Genomic DNA, 17,548 nt, shown 5'->3' on the forward strand with positions numbered 1-17,548 from the left:
CGGCCCACGTCCCCCGCAGGCCTCCCGTACACGAAAAACCATACGCCGCCCCACTGACAACGGCCCGCGCAACGCACCGCCCGAAGGCCCCAACAGGCCTTTCCGGGGCGTGAGTTGGGGCACACCCGGGGTCAGGAGGTGACGACCGCCGCCTGGGGCCGGATCGGGAGGCGGTTGACCGGGCGGCCCGTGGCCGCGCGCACCGCGGAGGCGACGGCCGCCGGGGAGGTCACCACGGGCACCGCGCTCACCGACTTGGCGCCGAAGGGCGCCACCACGTCCCGTTCCTCGACAAGCTTGACGATCCTGATGTCGGGCACGTCCAGCGCGGTGGGCAGTGCGTACCCGGTGAGGTCGGGGTGGCGGACGACGCCCCGCGCGGTGCGCAGGTTCTCCGTGAGCGCCACGCCCACGCCCTGCGTCACGCCCGCCTCGATGCGCGCGGCGAGCTGCGCGGGGTTGAGGACGCGGCCCACGTCCTGGGCGAGCGCCAGCTCGACCACGCGGACCGAGCCGAGCTCGATGTCGACGTCCACCACCGCGCGGATCGCGCAGAACGCGAGCCCCACGAAGGCGTCGCCCTGACCGAAGGCGTCCAGCGGTTCGGTGGGGTGGGGGCGGCACTGGGCGGTGGCCCACAGTTCCTTGCCGTCCAGGGCCTCGGCGACGGTGGTCGACAGGACCCCGTCGTAGGAGGTGATCTTGCCGTCGGTGATCTGGAGCAGCTCGGTGGACATGCCGAACTTGTGCGCGAGCGGCTGGAGGAGCTGGGTGCGGACCATCTTCGCGGCCCGTTCCACCGCCCCGCCCGAGACCCAGGTGTGGCGGCTCCGGCTGCCGGCGCCCGCGGGCGGCTGGTCGGTGTCGACGGGGGCCACGTGGACCTCCTCGACGCCGAGCGTCTCCTGGACGATCTGCCGGGCCAGCGTGCTGAAGCCCTGGCCGGTCTCGACGGCCGCGCACAGCACCGTCGCGACGCCGTCCTGGACCTTGACCGTGGCCGTGGAGACCTCGTCGGCGCCCTCCGCGCCGAGCATGTGCACCATGCCCAGGCCGTAGCCGACGCCCCGGCGGATCGCGCCGGGCTCGCCCGCGCCCTCGGGGCCGCCCGGGAGGAGCCACTCGTCGGCGGGGGTGTCCTTGGGCAGCGGCGGCAGCGGGAAGTCCCGTACCGCCTGGAGGAGTTCGGCGACCGGCGCCGGGCAGGTCACGGTCTGGCCGGTGGGCAGCACGTCGCCGGTGGCCAGGACGTTGCGCAGTCGCAGCTCGGCCGGGTCCACGCCGAGCTTCTTGGCCAGCTTGTCCATCTGGGCCTCGTACGCGGCGCACACCTGCATGGCGCCCTCGCCGCGCACGTGCCCGGAGGGCGGGTTGTTGGTGCGCACCGCCCAGCCCTCGATGAACGCGTGCGGGACGACGTAGGGGCCGCAGGCGAAGGAGACGGCGGCGGCCAGTGCCTCGGCGGAGGTGTCGGCGTAGGCGCCCGCGTCGAGCAGGATCTGCGCCTCGACCTTGACGAGTCTGCCCTCGGCGTCCGCGTGGTGGCGGTAGCGCAGCAGGGTGGGGTGGCGGTGGACGTGCCCGAGGAAGGACTCCTCGCGGGTGGCGGCGAGCTTGACCGGGCAGCCCGTCCGGAGCGCGAGCAGGCCGAGCGGGAGCTGGAAGCCCTGGTCCTCGCGGTCGGCGGTGGCGCCGGGCACCCCGGTGACGACGATTTTCACCTGATCGGGGGGCAGGCCGTAGCAGGCGGCGGCCGCGTCGCGGTCGGCGTGCGGGTCGGTGGAGGCCAGGTACAGCTCGACGCCGCCGTCGGGGCGGGGCACGGCGAGGCCGGCCTCGGCGCCGATGGGGGCGGGGTCCTGGCGGCCGATGCGGTAGAGGCCCTCGACGACGACCTCGCCGGCCGCGTCCGGGTCGCCGTGGCGCAGCGGGATGTGCCGGATCAGATTGCCGTCCGGGTGCAGCGGTTCGGCCTCGAAGGCCTGTTCGGGGTCGGTGACCGGGTCGAGCACCTCGTACTCGACGATGACGGCGGCGGCGGCCATCCGCGCGGTGTCCGGGTGGTCGGCGGCGACGGCCGCGAGGGGCTCCCCGTGGTGGCGCACGACCTCGGAGGCGAACACCGGCCGGTCGGCCCGGCCCCGGCCGTGCAGCGGGGTGCCGGGCACGTCCTCGTGGGTGAGGACGGCCCGCACGCCGGGCATCTCGCGGGCGTGGCTGGTGTCGATGGACAGCACGCGGGCGTGCGGGTGCGGGGAGCGCAGCACGGCCGCCCACAGCAGTCCCTCGGCCCACAGGTCGGCGGCGTAGGGGAAGGTGCCCTCCGTCTTGGCGCGGGCGTCCTCGCTCGGCAGCGAGACGCCGATGCCGTGCGGCAGCGGCTCGGGGGCGGGTGCGGCCGCCGCGGTGGGGGCGGTGGCGGCTTCGTTGCTCAACGCTGGCCTCCGTCCTGGCCGTACGACTGGTCGTGGTGGACGCCTCCCGCGCCGGGGCCCGCCTGGTGCGGGATGAGCGGCTCGCCGGACGGTGACCCGGCCTCCTCGCCCGTCCCGTCGCCGGAGTCCTCCTCGGCCGCGCCGAGGGCCTCGCGCTCGGCGACGACCTCCCGCACGGCGTCGAGCACGCCCCGGTAGCCCGAACAGCGGCACAGGTTGCCGCAGAGCGCCTGGCGGGCCTCGAGGTCGGTGGGGTCCGGGTTGCCCTCCAGGAGGTCGTGCACGGTCATCGCCATGCCCGGCACGCAGAAGCCGCACTGCACGGCCCCGCAGCGGGCGAGGGCGCGCTGCACGTCGGAGGGCTGGCCGTCGACGGCGAGGCCCTCGACGGTGCGCACCTCGGTGCCCGCGGCGGTGACCGAGGGCACCAGGCAGGAGGCGACGAGGCGGCCGTCCACCTGGACGTTGCAGGCCCCGCACTCGCCTTCCGAGCAGCCGTCCTTGGCGCCCGCGAGGCCGAGCCGTTCGCGCAGCACGTAGAGGAGCGATTCGCCGATCCAGGCGTCGGTGACGGGGCGGTCGGCGCCGTTCACCCGCAGGACGTACGAGACGAGGGGGTGCTCCTCGGGGAAGGGCACCGCGGCGGGCATCGGGTCCTGCGGGGCCGGGTCCTGGGGGGCCGGGTCCTCGGGCGCGGGTTCCGCCGTGTCCGCCGGGGCCTCGGGGCGCGCCCCGGGATCCGGTCCGGCGGCCTCCGCGCGCGGGGCGCCGTCCTCGGCGGCGGGCTCCTCCGCCGGCGCGGGCGGCTCCTGGCGCCGTTCGGCCTCCGGGGCCGCCTCGGCCGCCGGCGCCTCGGCCTCGGGGGACGGGTCCGGGGCGGCGGCCGGACCGGCCTCGGCCCCGGGGTCCTGGTGCGGCCGGGGGGCGGCCCGGTCCGGGGCGGCGTAGGGCTCCGGGTGGGCGGGGCCGTCCTGCGCGGCGTAGGGGTCCGCGCCCGCGGGGTCCCCGGCGTAGGCGGAGTCGGGCCGCTCCTCGGGGTGGACCGGTGCGGCGGTCCTGGACGGGTCCTGGAGGGCCTGAGGGGGCTCCGGCGCACTCGCGGGACCCTCCGGCGCGTACGACCCGTCGAACGGGCCTCCAGGGGCCTCGGCGGGCCGCTCCCCGGACTCCGGGGGCGCCCAGGGCGCGGCCGCGCCGCCGGGCAGGGTCGGGGGCGGGGTGCCGCCCCACTGCTCGACCAGGGACGACGTGGTGAACTCGCCCGATTCGTCCGGCAGATCGCCCCCGGCGACGGGGATCGACCACTCGCCGGTGACGTCGTGCCCCGGGCCGGGGCCGCCCTGGGCGGCGCCCTGGTGCGCGGGGTCCTCGAAGGCCCACTGCCCGGTGGACTGCGGGTGGTAGGCGAAGCCGTGCCCGCTCGTGTCGCCGCCGCCCTGCTGCCCCCGCGGGTCGTGCCCGGGGTCCCCGTACGGCTGCCCCTGCTGCGGGTGCCGCGCGTACCGGGGGTCCGCGCCCGGGGCCGCCTCGGGCCAGCCCGCGCCCTCGGCGGGCGCGCCCCATTCGCCGTGCGGTCCCGCCTCGCCCTGCTGCGGGGCCGGCGTGATGGACGGCGGCACGTAGCCGTGGCCGGGCGCGGCGAGCGGGGTGTGCGAGGCGAGCAGGGCGTCGATGCCGCCCTCGGGGAGCTGGACGAAGGTGGTGGCACCGTCGTCGTAGTCGCCCTGGGGCAGCGGCTCCCAGGAGCCCTGGGGGGCCTCCCGGCGCCGCTCCTCCCCGTGCTGTTCCTCGGTCACGACAGTGCCCTCCCCAGTGCTCGCCGGGCCAGCGCGGCCACGGTGCGCCGCAGGTGCAGTACGGCGGGCGGCAACTGCTCCACGGTGCCGTCCTCGGCCGGGACGGCGTCGGGGATGCAGGCCGCGGCGACGTAGTCCCCGAAGGCGCTCAGCGCCTCGGGGACGAGCGCGCGGTTGTTGTCCCAGTCGATGAGCTGGGCGACCCAGTGCTCGGCGTCCAGGGGGCGCAGCGGCATCGGGGCGATGGCGCCCACCGCGCAGCGCACCCCGCGCCGGGCGGGGTCGAGGACCAGGGCGACGGAGGCGACGGCGCGGCCGGGGCCGGTGCGCCCGGTGGCCTTGAGGAAGACCTGGGGTGCGTGCAGCAGCGGTACGCGCACGTAGCCGATGAGTTCGCCCGCGCCGAGCATCTCCATCCCGGCCAGCAGGTGCGAGACCGGGATCTCGCGGCGGGCGCCGCCCTGGCCCGCGATGACGAGCGTCGCCTCCAGCGCGGCGAGGACGGGCAGCGCGTCCCCGGTGGGGGCGGCGGAGGCGATGTTGCCGCCGAGTGTGCCCGCGTTGCGGATGTGCGGGGGGCCGGCCGCGCGGGCCGCCGCGGCGAGGGCGGGGATGAGCGCGGCGAAGTCGGGGCGGCCCATGCGGGCGTGGGTGAGTCCGGCGCCGAGGAGGGCGTGGCCGTCCTGGTACTGCCAGCCCCGGATCTCGCTGATGCGGCCGAGTCCGACGAGGGCGGCGGGGCGCAACTGCCCGGAGTTGACCGCCGCCATGAGGTCCGTACCGCCCGCCACGGGCACTGCGGCGGGCGTGGCGGAGAGTGCCGCCACGGCCTCGTCCAGCGACCCGGGCAGCGTCACGGCCTGCGCCGCCTGCGGTGCGTGCGTGGTCAAACCGGCTGCCCCTTCCCGCTGCCCCACCTGGTCCTGCCTGTGCTGCCGTACGGTACGTGCTGACAGGGCGGACGTGGCAACTCTGGCACATTCTCGCGGGGGCCGGATGCGGGGGTCCGCTAGGGGGCGTTCGCCCCTCCGGTGGGCAGTTGGGTGGATTTGGCCGGTCATTACGGGTCGGTGCGGATTGGGGTCGTTCGGCGGCCTTGGGCGGGTGTGGGAGGCGGGCGCGGGGCGCGCGGGGGTACGGGTTTCGGCCGCGGGGAGCCGGGGACTCCGTCCCGCCCGGCCGGACAGGCGGGACTTTCGGAACACGCCCTAGCGCGGCCGGCCCCTGACGCCCGGCCGGCGCTGCCAGGGGCGGGGGCCGCCGGGCGGGCGGTAGGCGACGCCCAGGGCGTCGAGGCGGGCGTAGTGGACGGCCATCCGGCTCTCGAACTCGGCGAAGTCCCGTTCGGCGGGCGGCGGGAGCGCGGACCACAGGGCCTCGGCGAACGCGGCGAGGCGGGGGAACGCCTGGTAGTCGACGCGCCCCTGGTCCTCCATCACCTCGGTCCAGACGTTGGCCTGGGCGCCGAGCACGTGCGCCGCCTGTTCCTCGGTCAGTTCCGGGGGAACGGGGGCGAAGCGGTGGACGTCCTCCAGGGTGCGCACGAACCCGATGGGCACGGGCTCCTCGGGGCCGGGGTCCTGACGGTGGTCCAGGTACACCGCCCGCTCGGGGCACATGACGACGTCGTGGCCGGCCCGCGCGGCCGTGATGCCGCCCTCGTAGCCGCGCCAGGAGGAGACCGCCGCGCCGGGCGCGAGGCCGCCCTCCAGGATCTCGTCCCAGCCGATGAGGCGGCGGCCGCGCGCGGTGAGCCAGTCGTCGAAGTGCCGGACGAACCAGGCCTGGAGCCCGTCCTCGCCGTCCAGCCCGAGGTCCCGGATGCGGGCCTGGGCGGCGGGTGAGCGCCGCCACTCGTCCTTGGGGCACTCGTCGCCGCCGATGTGGACGAACCTGGAGAAACCGGTGAACGGGGCGGCGTCCGGCGGGAACAGCTCCAGGACCTCCTCGAGGACCTCCTCGTAGAAGCGCAGGGTGGTGTCCGTGGGGGCCAGCACGTGGGGAGAGATGCCCCAGTCGTCCCAGACGCCGAGGGCGGAGGTGTCGACGACGTCGGTGTTGCCGAGTTCCGGGTAGGCGGCGATGGCGGCCTGGGAGTGCCCCGGGATGTCGATCTCGGGGACGACGGCGATGTGCCGGGCGGCGGCGTACGCGACGATCTCGCGGAGGTCGTCCCGCGTGTAGAACCCGCCGTGCGGTTTCTCCTCCCACAGGGCGGAGGCGCGGTGGCCGATTTTCGTACGGGGCCGCCAGGAGCCGACCTCGGTGAGGCGGGGGTGGCTCCGGATCTCGATGCGCCAGCCCTGGTCGTCGGTGAGGTGGAGGTGGAGGACGTTGAGCTTGTGCGCGGCCATCAGGTCGAGGTACCGCAGCACGCCGTCCTTCGGCAGGAAGTGCCGGGCCACGTCGAGCATGAGGCCGCGCCAGCGGAAGCGGGGGCCGTCCTCGAGGGTGACGGCCGGGACCGGCCAGTGGCGGCGCGCGGTGACGGGGGCGCGGCGGAAGGCCTCGGGGCCGAGGAGCTGACGCAGGGTCTGGGCGGCGTGCAGGAGTCCCGGTTCGGCGGCGGCGGTCAGGGTGACCGAATGGGCGGTCGTGTCCAGGCGGTAGCCCTCCGGGCCGCCGAGCTCCCCGGTCAGGGCGGGCACGAGGGCGAGACGGACACGGGTGCGGGAGGGACTGCCGGGGTGGTGGGGCGGCAGCGGCAGGCCGAGGGCCGGGCCGAGGGTGCCGCGCAGCCACCGGGCGGCGGCGGTGGTACCCGGGGGCTCCTCGATCGTGGTGTCCGCGTCGAGGACGGGCGCCCGGCCGGGCGCCGTGGGGAGCGCGCGGCGGGGAGCGGGGACGAGGGCGGGGGGTGGTGCGGGGTGGCTCATGCGGTCGCCTCCGGGCGGGGGCGACGGCCCTGCGGGGGAAGGCCGTGGCGGGGAACGCCCCCGCCCTGCCTACCCCTCCCCCGCACTCCCGACTCCCGGGAGGTCACGAGGACCGGACGGCGCTACTTCTCGCCGTTGTCGTCGCCGCCGTTCTCCATGGACTCGTAGATCTCCTTGCACATGGGACACACCGGGTACTTCTTCGGGTCCCGGCCCGGGACCCACACCTTGCCGCACAGCGCCACGACGGGCGTGCCGTCGAGGGCGCTCGCCATGATCTTGTCCTTCTGGACGTAGTGCGCGAAGCGCTCGTGATCGCCGTCGCCGTGCGACACCTGCGGCGTCGGCTCGACGAGGGTCCCCGTACCGGTCCCGCGCTCGGGCTCGAGAGTGCTCATGGGGCCAAGGGTACTGAAACGCGCCGGGTTCAGTTGAGCGACGGGTCGTCCGGGTAGGTGGCCACCATCGCCAGCTCGCTGCGCTGCCTGCGCAGCACCTCGCGCCACAGCGTCTCCGGGGAGGGCGAGGAGACGTCCCCCGGCTCCGACTCCACGACGTACCAGGCGCCCTCGGAGAGTTCGTCCTCGAGCTGCCCCGGGCCCCAGCCCGCGTACCCGGCGAAGATCCGCAGGGAGCCGAGCGCCGAGGCCAGCAGCTCCGGCGGCGCCTCCAGGTCGACGAGGCCGATGGCGCCGTGCACCCGCCGCCAGCCCAGGGGGGTCCGCTCGCCGGAGCCGCCGCCGGGGATGACCGCGACGCCGAGCGCCGAGTCGAGGGAGACGGGGCCGCCCTGGAAGACGACCCCGGGGTCGCCGGCGAGGCCGGCCCAGTTCGCCAGGATGTCGCCCACGTCGACCGGGGTCGGACGGTTGAGGACGACGCCGAGCGAGCCCTCCTCGTCGTGGTCGAGGAGGAGCACCACCGCGCGCTCGAAGTTCGGGTCCGACAGGGCGGGTGTGGCCACGAGCAGCCGCCCCGTGAGCGAGGACACCTCGGTCATGCCAGACATGATCCCGCATCTTCCCCCGGTGTGGGGAGGCAATCCGGGTAGGCGGGTGAGGGCCGGCCGGGGCGCAGGGAAGCGGCCGGTGGGCGCACGGGCCGGGGCGGGTACGGTTCCGGCCACCCGGAGGGACTGCTTCCGGGTGGCGGGCGGTCACCCCAAGTGGCCGCGCACGCACGGCTCGTGTTGTGGCGAAGCCATGACCTCCCGGGCGGCCTCCGGGCTTACTGCAGGGGGGTCCCCGGCCATTACGCTTGCCTCTTCGGCCCTGCCTCCCTCACTCACCGGAACGCGAGATACATGACCGTCAACGGCAATGACGACGTACTGCTTGTCCACGGCGGAACCCCGCTGGAGGGCGAGATCCGTGTCCGCGGTGCGAAGAACCTCGTACCGAAGGCCATGGTGGCGGCCCTGCTCGGCAGTGCGCCGAGCCGGCTGCGCAACGTCCCCGACATCCGCGACGTCCGCGTGGTGCGCGGGCTGCTGCAGCTGCACGGTGTGACGGTGCGGCCCGGCGAGGAGCCCGGCGAACTGGTGCTCGACCCGACGCGGGTGGAGAGCGCGAACGTCGCCGACATCGACGCCCACGCGGGGTCCTCCCGCATTCCGATCCTGTTCTGCGGCCCGCTGCTGCACCGCCTCGGCCACGCGTTCATCCCGGGTCTGGGCGGCTGCGACATCGGCGGCCGGCCCATCGACTTCCACTTCGACGTGCTGCGGCAGTTCGGCGCGAAGATCGAGAAGCGGGCGGACGGGCAGTACCTGGAGGCGCCGCAGCGGCTGCGCGGCACGAAGATCGCGCTGCCCTACCCCTCGGTGGGCGCCACCGAGCAGGTGCTGCTGACGGCCGTGCTCGCGGAGGGCGTCACCGAGCTGTCCAACGCGGCGGTGGAGCCGGAGATCGAGGACCTGATCTGCGTCCTGCAGAAAATGGGCGCGATCATCGCGATGGACACCGACCGGACGATCCGCATCACCGGTGTCGACTCGCTCGGCGGCTACACCCACAAGGCGCTGCCGGACCGTCTGGAGGCGGCCTCCTGGGCGTCCGCCGCGCTCGCCACCGAGGGCGACATCTACGTCCACGGGGCGCAGCAGCGGTCGATGATGACCTTCCTCAACACCTACCGCAAGGTGGGCGGGGCCTTCGAGATCGACGACAAGGGCATCCGGTTCTGGCACCCGGGCGGGCAGCTGAAGTCCATCGCGCTGGAGACGGACGTGCACCCCGGCTTCCAGACGGACTGGCAGCAGCCGCTGGTCGTCGCGCTGACGCAGGCGACGGGGCTGTCGATCATCCACGAGACGGTGTACGAGTCCCGGCTCGGGTTCACCTCGGCGCTCAACCAGATGGGCGCGCACATACAGCTGTACCGCGAGTGCCTCGGCGGCTCGCACTGCCGGTTCGGGCAGCGCAACTTCCTGCACTCGGCGGTCGTGTCCGGGCCGACGAAGCTGCAGGGCGCCGATCTGGTCATCCCCGACCTGCGGGGCGGGTTCTCCTACCTGATCGCCGCGCTGGCCGCGCAGGGCACCTCGCGGGTCCACGGCATCGACCTCATCAACCGCGGCTACGAGAACTTCATGGAGAAGCTGGTGGAGCTCGGCGCCAAGGTGGAGCTCCCGGCCAGGTCCCTGGCCTGATTCCCCGCCCCTCCACGGCGGGGAGCGCGCACGTCGCTGGGGCGGCCCCGGATCTCCGGGGCCGCCCCAGCGGTGTCTGTCAGGGTGCCGCGCGCCGTTTCCGGCGTGCGGGGAGGGCTACGTCAGTTGCCCTTCGCGGCTTCCTTGAGCTTGCTGCCCGCCGACACCTTCACGCTGTAGCCGGCCGGGATCTGGATGGGGTCGCCGGTCTGCGGGTTGCGCGCGGTGCGAGCGGCACGGTGGGTGCGCTCGAAGGTCAGGAAGCCGGGGATGGTGACCTTCTCGTCGCCCTTGGCGACGATCTCGCCGACCGTCTCGGCGAAGGCGGCCAGAACGGCGTCGGCGTCCTTGCGGGTCACCTCGGCGCGGTCGGCCAGCGCGGCCACCAGCTCACTGCGGTTCATGTTCTTACTCCCGTGTTCTTCTTGCCATGGAGGCGTGCCACGCGGCCAGGCCGCATGTCGGGCACGGCGAAGCCGATGCTGCCAGGGTCCCCGGTGAGGTCCCGGACCCGGGTCCGTCGCCAGACCCTCGCGCCCAGGGAGGCATCCTGCCCCTACCTGCGGCGGTAAAGCCAATCCGGCACCCGCAGGAGCGGTGAGAACACCCCCGCGTGTCACACGAAGAGCGGCCACCGTCACCGGACGGTGACCCTGTGTTCCCGAGGGAACGGGCGGGCCCGGGATCGGCCGCCCACCCTAGGCGGCCGTCGGGGGGCGCCTGCCCAGCGACGCGCCGGGTACGCCCCCGCCGTGGCCGGAGTCACAGCGGGGGCACGGCATGTGCCGTCACCTGCGGGGAGCCCTGGGCAGGGGTTTTCAGGCGGTGACGCCGGCCGCCTTGGCCGCGTCGCGGACGGCCCCGGCCACCGCGCCGGCGACCTTGTCGTTGAAGACGGAGGGGATGATGTAGTTCGCGTTGAGCTCGTCCTCGCTCACCACGTCCGCCAGGGCCTTGGCCGCGGCCAGCATCATCTCGGTGTTGACGGTGGTGGACTGGGCGTCCAGCAGGCCGCGGAAGACGCCCGGGAAGACCAGCACGTTGTTGATCTGGTTGGGGAAGTCCGAGCGTCCGGTGGCCACCACCGCGGCCGTCTGACGTGCGACGGCGGGGTCGACCTCGGGGTCGGGGTTCGCGAGCGCGAAGACGATCGCGCCCTCGGCCATCGCGGCCACGTCCTCGCCGTCCAGGACGTTGGGCGCCGAGACGCCGATGAAGACGTCGGCGCCGCGCACGGCCTCCTTCAGGGTGCCGGAGAGGTTCTCGGGGTTGGTGTTGTCCGCGATCCAGCGCAGCGCCGAGTCGGGGGCGGCGTCCACGAGGTCCTCGCGTCCGGCGTGCACGACACCGTGGATGTCGGCGACGACCGCGTTCTTGACCCCGGCCGCCAGCAGCAGCTTCAGGATGGCCGTGCCGGCCGCGCCCGCGCCGGACATCACGACCCGCACGCCCTCCATCGGCTTGCCGACCACGCGCAGCGCGTTGGTGAGGCTGGCCAGCACCACGATCGCGGTGCCGTGCTGGTCGTCGTGGAAGACGGGGATGTCCAGGGCCTCCCGCAGCCGTGCCTCGATCTCGAAGCAGCGCGGGGCGGAGATGTCCTCCAGGTTGATGCCGGCGAAGCCCGGGGCGATCGCCTTGACGATCTCCACGATCGCGTCGGTGTCCTGGGTGTCCAGGCAGAGCGGCCAGGCGTCGATGCCCGCGAACCGCTTGAACAGGGCCGCCTTGCCCTCCATCACCGGCAGCGCGGCCTTGGGGCCGATGTTGCCGAGGCCCAGCACCGCGGAGCCGTCGGTGACGACGGCCACGGAGTTGCGCTTGATGGTGAGCCGGCGGGCGTCCTCGGGGTTCTGCGCGATCGCCATGCAGACCCGGGCCACGCCGGGGGTGTAGACCATGGAGAGGTCGTCACGGTTGCGGATGGGGTGCTTGGAGGCCATCTCGATCTTGCCGCCGAGGTGCATCAGGAAGGTGCGGTCGGAGACCTTGCCCAGCGTGACGCCCTCGATGTCGCGCACCCGCTGCACGATCTGGTCGGCGTGCGAGGTGGAGCTCGCCGCGATGGTGACGTCGATCCGGAGCTTCTCGTGACCGGAGGCGGTCACGTCGAGGCCGGTCACCGAGCCTCCGGAGGACTCCACCGCGCCTGTGAGCTGCGAGACGGCCGTTCCGCTCGCGGGCACCTCCAGCCGGATGGTCATCGAGTAGGAGACGCTGGGCGCCGTTGCCATGGCCGACTTCCTCTGCTTTCACCGTGAATAGGCGTAGTGCTGTGGCCGCGGCCGTCCGAACGACCCCCTTCCGGGGTCTCGCGCGGCCGCGTCCGCGCGTGGTATGCGCGTGCTGTGCCGTCCGATCGTCGCACCTACCGCGGAGTACGCGGTAGCCGCCCTCGATTGCGAACGTTGTGTTCGTCGACACGTTCACGGGAAACCTGGCGGCCGGGGCCCGCACGGCCGGGAGAACGTCGCGAGATACGGGTTTCGGCAAGGAAGTCGCGAGCGGGGAATTGCCCTGCGGGGATCGTTTGTTACCTTGGACGTGGCACCGGCTCGATCCAAGCCCCCGGGCCCAACCTTAGTCGCTTCGAGCGACCACTTGCCGCGAGGCGAGCATGGCGGGCCGGTGTCACAGACGTACGGGAAGGGCCCGTACCGGCGGACGTCCGGTACGGGCCCTTCCTCCGTCTCACGGGGGCGCCGCGGCGCCCCCGTTCCCTTCGGGCCCCCTCGGACCCCTCAGTCCCTGAGCAGGTCCGGCACCCCGTGCTCGTCCGGCAGGTCCCGTTCGCCGGAGAGGACCGTGAGCTCCTGGGTGGCCCGGGTCAGCGCCACGTACAGCACGCGCAGCCCGGCGGGCGACTCGTCGGCGATCTCCGCGGGCAGCACGACGACCGTGGCGTCGTACTCCAGCCCCTTGGCCTCCAGGCTGCCCAGCGCGACCACGCGGTCGCCGAGCCCGGCCAGCCAGCGGGCCGCCTCTTCGCGCCGCCGCATCGGGACGACGACGCCCACCGTGCCGTCGACCCGCTCCAGCAGCCGGGCGGCCTCCTCCCGCACGCTCCCCGCGAACGTCTCCCCCATGAGCGCGAACCGGGGTTCCACGCCGGTGGAGCGGACCGCGGAGGGGGACGCCGAGCCCGGCATGGCCAGGGCCAGCACGCGGGCGGCCAGCTCGGCGATCTCGGCGGGGTTGCGGTAGTTGACGGTGAGGGTGAAGCGGCGCCGGGGACGGCTGCCGAGGGCCTCGTCGCGGGCGGCGGCGGCCTCGTCCGGGTCGGACCAGGAGGACTGGGCGGGGTCGCCTACGACGGTCCAGGTGGCGTGCCGGCCCCGGCGGCCCAGCATCCGCCACTGCATCGGCGTGACGTCCTGCGCCTCGTCCACGATGACGTGCGCGTACTCGGTGCGCTCCTGCGCCAGCCTCTCCGCCCGCTCGCGCTGGGACTCCTCGCGCACCGGCATCAGCTCCTCCAGGCCGGTGAGCTGGTCCAGCGGGTCCGCCTCGCGCCTGCGGCGGGGACGGGCGGGCACGCCGAGGATCGCCTGGAGTTCGTCGAGCAGGGCCACGTCGTGCACGGTGAGCCCCTCGCGGCGCAGGGACTTCGCGATCCGACGGACCTCGCCGGGGTTGAGGACCCGCCGCGCCCAGCGCCCCAGCCGCCGTTCGTCGGCCATGGCCCGAAGCACCCCGCGCGGGGTCAGCTCGGGCCACCAGGCGTCGAGGAAGTCGGTGAAGGGGTCCTCGGTGGAGACGTCCTCGTCGAAGGAGGAGCGCAGCTCGGCGGCGAGCTCGGGGTCGGTGTGCCGGGACCCGGCGCCGGACTTCGCCCACAGCGCGTCCAGCAGCAGCTTGCGGGCGCGCGGGCGCAGCAGGTTGACGGGGGCGGTGCCGCCGAGCGCGGTGCGGCGGATCTCCTCCAGTTCGGCCGCCTCCAGTTCGAGGCGGCGGTTGAAGGCGACCACCCGCAGCCGGTCGGGGGCGCCGCCGCCCTCCAGGGCGCCGCGGGCCGCCTTGCGCAGCACCTTCAGCATGCGCAGGGAGCCCTTGACGCGGGCGGTGGCCGGGGAGTCGTACAGGGCGGCCTCGGCTCCGTCGACGAGGGAGCCCAGGGCCCGGATGGCGACCTGGCCCTCCTCGCCGAGGGAGGGCAGCACGCCCTCGGTGTAGGCGACGAGGAGCGGTGTGGGCGAGACGATGAGGATGCCGCCCGCGTAGCGGCGCCGGTCCTGGTAGAGCAGGTAGGCGGCCCGGTGCAGGGCGACGGCCGTCTTGCCGGTGCCGGGCCCGCCCTCGACGTAGGTCACGGAGGCGGCGGGGGCGCGGATCACCAGGTCCTGCTCGGCCTGGATGGAGGAGACGATGTCCCGCATGGAGTGCGTACGGGCCCGGCCGAGCGCGGCCATCAGGGCGCCGTCGCCGATGACGGGCAGTTCGCGGCCGTCGAGGTGGGCGGTCAGTTCGGGGCGCATCAGGTCGTCCTCGACGCCGAGGACGCGGCGGCCCTTGGAGCGGATGACCCGGCGGCGCACGACCCGGCCGGGGTCCACCGGGGTGGCCCGGTAGAAGGGGGCCGCGGCGGGCGCCCGCCAGTCGATGACCAGCGGGGAGTAGTCGGCGTCGAGCACGCCGATGCGGCCGATGTGCAGGGTTTCCGCGATGTCGGCGGTGTGGTCGGGGCGGACGGCCCCGTCGGCGGGTTCGACGGCGGTGTAGGCGCCGTCGGGGCCCTTCTTGCCGTCCTTGCCGAGGAGCAGGTCGACGCGGCCGAAGAGGAAGTCCTCGAACTCGTTGTTGAGCCGGTTGAGGTGGATGCCGGCCCGGAAGACCAGCGCGTCGCGCTCGGCCAGGGCGCCGGGCGTGCCGACCTGGCCGCGGCGGGCCGCGTCGTGCATCAGGAACTCGGCCTCGTGGATCTTCTCCTCGAGGCGTCGGTACACGCGGTCGAGGTGCCGCTGCTCGACGAGGATCTCCTCGTCGCGCGCGGAGTCCGCGACGGCCTGGCCGAGCGTGGTCTTCTGTCCAACCTGAGCGGCCACCGGCTCCCCTTCTGACGTGCTGAGCAGCCGTCCACCGTACGCGAAGGGGGGTGCGTGCGGCTACGCGCGCCACTGACGGAAGTGGGGCGCCCCGGAACGCGCGGGTCCCGGGGCGCCGTGCGCGAGATGCGGCCGGTCGCGTGCTAAGGGCTGTCCCGTAATCCCCGGCGGGCGTGCGGGACAGCCCTTAGGCGTCGACCGCGACCAGTCGCTTGCCGTCGAAGGTCATGACCTCGAAGTGATCGATGTCGTTCGGCTTGAAGGCCGCTCCGCCGCGGACGTACAGGGGCTGCTTGGCCTGGTCCGACTTCGCGTTCGCGATGCCGTAGCCCCAGTTCGGGACCGACCACGAGCTCACCGTCTCGCGCTCGCCGTTCTTGCCGACGGCGATCAGCGAGCACTTCTGCGGGCCCTTGACGTTCTTCAGCTCCAGGACGGCGTCGGTGCCCCAGTCCTTCTCCTGCATCGCGACGACCGCGCTGACGGCCGTGCCGGCGTCGGTGTGCGAGACCTTGTCGTCGATGCTGCGGAAGGCTTCCTTCGCGGCGGCCGGTGCCGCCTGCGTCGTCGAACCGCCGCCGTCGTCACCGCCGTTGACGGCCATCACGGCGAGGGGCCCGCCGATGACGAGGGCCGCCGCGGCGGCCACCAGGTAGAAGCCGCGGCGCCGCTTGAGCGCGCGCTTCTCCGAGACCTCGTCGACCAGGCGTTCCACGAGTCGCGGGCTGGGCTTGGCGGACAGGGACTCGCCGATCGCGGGTGTCCCGGCGCCGGGCAGGTCCGCGAGCGCGGCCAGCATCGGCTCCATCCCGGAGAGGCTGTCGAGCTGCTGTCCGCACCATTCGCAGGTGGCGAGGTGGGCCTCGAACTCGGTCGCCTCGGCGTCGTCGAGGATGCCGAGGGCGTAGGCGCCGACGGTCTCGTGGATGTTGTCGTCCCCGGAACCGCCGCGTGGACCCTGCACGGAGCCGGGGGAACCGGATCCGAATCCCCCGTAGATGTTGCTCATGCCGTCACCCCGCGCTCCTCGAGAGCCAGCTTCATCGACCGCAGGGCGTAGAACACCCGGGAGCGCACCGTGCCGCTGGGTATTCCGAGCGTCTGGGCCGCCTCATTGACCGTACGCCCTTTGAAGTAGGTTTCAACCAGGACCTCCCTGTGAGCAGGGGTCAGGTCGTCCAGCGCGTCCGACAGTGTCATCAGCCACAACGCCTTGTCGATCTCGTCCTCCGCGGGGATGACCTCCAGCGGCGACGGGTCCACCTCCTGCGGCCGGGCCTGCCGGCTGCGGTGACCGTCGATGACGATGCGCCGGGCGACCGTCACCAGCCAGGGGCGTACCGAACCGGTCGCTCGATTCAGCTGACCGGCGTTCTTCCAGGCACGGATGAGCGTTTCCTGCACGACGTCCTCGGCACGCTGCCGGTCGCCCGCGACCAGACGCAGCACATAGGCGAGCAACGGTCCCGCGTGTTCCCGGTACAACGCACGCATCAGCTCCTCGTCCGGTTCGGTCGAAGAATTCGACGCGGACGGAGTCATGCGATGTCGGGCCCTTGGCCTTCGTTCATCAGCCACGGCGGAATCCTTGCGCACGCCCACCTCCGATGTCCGGGGGTTCCCCCAGTCGGTCGCTCGCATCCAGGTACGCGGCCCGGTGTCGTTGTGTTCAACGCGACAGCACGATTTTGTGACGGGAGGTGTGGGAGCTCACGCGGGTGGGCATCTATTTCACCCGCTACGGGACATTCGGCCGCCGCCGCCGGGAGACGCAGGTCACAAGTGCGTCTTAATCACTTCGTGATACACGCAGATGCGGACGTGAAAATTCGACTTGACCCGTGTGGAGAAAATGTCGAGACGCCCTGTCCGGCTCGTACGGTCTCGTACCGGCTCGCGGTGATTCGCACGTTTCGGGCGACGTGATGTCCGGACGTCCGGACATGCGGTGTTCCGACGTCCGGACATGCGGTGTTCCGACGTCCGGACATGGGGTGTTCGGACGTCAGGCGCGCGTGGAGCCTCGCGAGTTCAGGTGCGGGCCAGGGCGGCCGCGCGGCGGCGGTGGCGGGCCACGCGTTCGCGGTTGCCGCACATCTCGCTCGAACACCAGCGGCGGCGCCGGCCCCGCGAGGTGTCCAGGTACACCAGGGGGCAGGTGTCGCCCTCGCACCGGCGCAGCCCCGTGCGGGCGGCGGGGTCGGTCAGCAGGTCCACCGCGTCCCGGGCGAGGGCGGCGAGCAGCGCGGTGCAGGTCGGCGGTGTCCGCAGCGTGCGGACGAGGGTGCCGTCGGGGGCGCGGAGCGCGTGCGGAGCGGGGGGCGCCGGGCGCGCGTGGGCGTTGAGGTGGGCGAGGGCGGGGTCCTCGGCGGGGGTGCCGCCGGCGCGGAGGTGTGCCTCGATCAACAGGGCCGTGCAGTCGCGCAGTTCACGGAACGGGGTCAGCCAGGTGGCGTCGACGTGGGCGAGAGGCGTGCCGGGCGGGACGAGGGACGTGGTGGTGATCCAGTCGCGCAGGGCGGCGGGGGTGAGGAGGTGTTCGGCGGGGTGCGCGGTGGCGAGGAGGTCGAGGCAGGGGCGGCCGGCGTCGAAGCGGGGGGTCCCGGCGCCGGCGCCGGTGGTGGACGGGAGCATGTGGGGTCACCGCCTTGGAGGGCCGGAGTGCGCCGGTCCTTCTACAGTGCCCGCCCGGGGACGGCACGGGAACCCCTCGGGGGCGGGCGGGAATCCGCCTCCCGGCCGCCCCTGT

Annotated in this window: 13 protein-coding genes; 1 reads left to right on the top strand and 12 read right to left on the bottom strand. The window is 73.9% G+C overall.

Annotated features, from left to right (window positions below; translation table 11 throughout):
- Positions 1-131: 131 nt before the first annotated feature.
- The 6 genes from OHB09_RS12160 to OHB09_RS12185 all read right to left on the bottom strand — a co-directional run bounded on the left by OHB09_RS12160 (position 132) and on the right by OHB09_RS12185 (position 8,107).
- Positions 132-2,435: a xanthine dehydrogenase family protein molybdopterin-binding subunit gene (locus OHB09_RS12160; protein ID WP_328921958.1), complete on the bottom strand. Its 2,304-nt coding sequence runs from the start codon at positions 2,433-2,435 to the stop codon at positions 132-134.
- Positions 2,432-4,231: a 2Fe-2S iron-sulfur cluster-binding protein gene (locus OHB09_RS12165; protein ID WP_328921959.1), complete on the bottom strand. Its 1,800-nt coding sequence runs from the start codon at positions 4,229-4,231 to the stop codon at positions 2,432-2,434. The genes OHB09_RS12160 and OHB09_RS12165 overlap by 4 nt, the downstream gene beginning before the upstream one ends.
- The gene (locus OHB09_RS12170) at positions 4,228-5,121 is read right to left on the bottom strand and encodes an FAD binding domain-containing protein (protein ID WP_040894617.1); all 894 of its coding nucleotides are present in this window, start codon (positions 5,119-5,121) and stop codon (positions 4,228-4,230) included. The genes OHB09_RS12165 and OHB09_RS12170 overlap by 4 nt, the downstream gene beginning before the upstream one ends.
- 318 nt (positions 5,122-5,439) lie before the next feature.
- Complete coding sequence (locus OHB09_RS12175) at positions 5,440-7,107, bottom strand: beta-N-acetylhexosaminidase (protein WP_328921960.1); 1,668 nt, start codon at positions 7,105-7,107, stop codon at positions 5,440-5,442.
- Between the two features lie 122 nt (positions 7,108-7,229).
- Positions 7,230-7,505 (bottom strand): DUF3039 domain-containing protein, encoded by a 276-nt coding sequence (locus OHB09_RS12180; RefSeq protein WP_040894616.1) that lies wholly within the window; start codon positions 7,503-7,505, stop codon positions 7,230-7,232.
- 29 nt (positions 7,506-7,534) lie between these two features.
- Positions 7,535-8,107 carry a YqgE/AlgH family protein gene (locus OHB09_RS12185; RefSeq protein ID WP_006139385.1) on the bottom strand — a complete coding sequence of 191 codons (573 nt, stop codon included), beginning with the start codon at positions 8,105-8,107 and terminating at the stop codon, positions 7,535-7,537.
- A 303-nt stretch (positions 8,108-8,410) separates the two neighbouring features.
- On the opposite strand from OHB09_RS12185, the gene murA reads away from it, so the two are divergent.
- Positions 8,411-9,757 (top strand): UDP-N-acetylglucosamine 1-carboxyvinyltransferase, encoded by a 1,347-nt coding sequence (gene murA / locus OHB09_RS12190; protein WP_191890801.1) that lies wholly within the window; start codon positions 8,411-8,413, stop codon positions 9,755-9,757.
- Positions 9,758-9,879: 122 nt separating this feature from the next.
- Here the strand turns inward: murA and OHB09_RS12195 are convergent, their stop codons facing one another.
- The 6 genes from OHB09_RS12195 to OHB09_RS12220 form a co-directional block, all read right to left on the bottom strand.
- Positions 9,880-10,161, bottom strand: a complete 282-nt coding sequence (locus tag OHB09_RS12195) for an HU family DNA-binding protein (protein ID WP_006139383.1) — start codon at positions 10,159-10,161, stop codon at positions 9,880-9,882.
- Between the two features lie 414 nt (positions 10,162-10,575).
- Entirely contained in the window at positions 10,576-11,991 is a 1,416-nt protein-coding gene (locus OHB09_RS12200; protein WP_006139382.1) for an NAD-dependent malic enzyme, read from the bottom strand.
- Positions 11,992-12,498: 507 nt separating this feature from the next.
- Complete coding sequence (locus OHB09_RS12205; RefSeq protein WP_328921961.1) at positions 12,499-14,799, bottom strand: HelD family protein; 2,301 nt, start codon at positions 14,797-14,799, stop codon at positions 12,499-12,501.
- A 187-nt stretch (positions 14,800-14,986) separates the two neighbouring features.
- A complete protein-coding gene (locus OHB09_RS12210) occupies positions 14,987-15,808 on the bottom strand; it encodes an anti-sigma factor family protein (protein WP_006139380.1) in 822 nt (273 codons plus the stop codon).
- Positions 15,805-16,401, bottom strand: coding sequence for a sigma-70 family RNA polymerase sigma factor (locus OHB09_RS12215; RefSeq protein ID WP_078630833.1), 597 nt, complete (start codon positions 16,399-16,401; stop codon positions 15,805-15,807). Before OHB09_RS12215 ends, OHB09_RS12210 begins: the two co-directional genes overlap by 4 nt.
- Before the next feature lie 429 nt (positions 16,402-16,830).
- The gene (locus OHB09_RS12220) at positions 16,831-17,433 is read right to left on the bottom strand and encodes a CGNR zinc finger domain-containing protein (RefSeq protein ID WP_319118819.1); all 603 of its coding nucleotides are present in this window, start codon (positions 17,431-17,433) and stop codon (positions 16,831-16,833) included.
- Positions 17,434-17,548: the final 115 nt, after the last annotated feature.

It is taken from the genome of Streptomyces griseoaurantiacus (assembly GCF_036189845.1).
GTDB classification, from domain to species: Bacteria; Actinomycetota; Actinomycetes; order Streptomycetales; family Streptomycetaceae; genus Streptomyces; species Streptomyces griseoaurantiacus.

Excerpts from the sequence above, each read along its gene's own strand:
- OHB09_RS12210 (WP_006139380.1), bottom strand. The coding sequence starts at position 15,808 with ATGAGCAACATCTACGGGGGATTCGGATCCGGTTCCCCCGGCTCCGTG.
- OHB09_RS12185 (WP_006139385.1), bottom strand. The coding sequence starts at position 8,107 with ATGACCGAGGTGTCCTCGCTCACGGGGCGGCTGCTCGTGGCCACACCC.
- OHB09_RS12175 (WP_328921960.1), bottom strand. The coding sequence starts at position 7,107 with ATGAGCCACCCCGCACCACCCCCCGCCCTCGTCCCCGCTCCCCGCCGC.
- OHB09_RS12195 (WP_006139383.1), bottom strand. The coding sequence starts at position 10,161 with ATGAACCGCAGTGAGCTGGTGGCCGCGCTGGCCGACCGCGCCGAGGTG.
- OHB09_RS12180 (WP_040894616.1), bottom strand. The coding sequence starts at position 7,505 with ATGAGCACTCTCGAGCCCGAGCGCGGGACCGGTACGGGGACCCTCGTC.
- murA (WP_191890801.1), top strand. The coding sequence starts at position 8,411 with ATGACCGTCAACGGCAATGACGACGTACTGCTTGTCCACGGCGGAACC.
- OHB09_RS12220 (WP_319118819.1), bottom strand. The coding sequence starts at position 17,433 with ATGCTCCCGTCCACCACCGGCGCCGGCGCCGGGACCCCCCGCTTCGAC.
- OHB09_RS12200 (WP_006139382.1), bottom strand. The coding sequence starts at position 11,991 with ATGGCAACGGCGCCCAGCGTCTCCTACTCGATGACCATCCGGCTGGAG.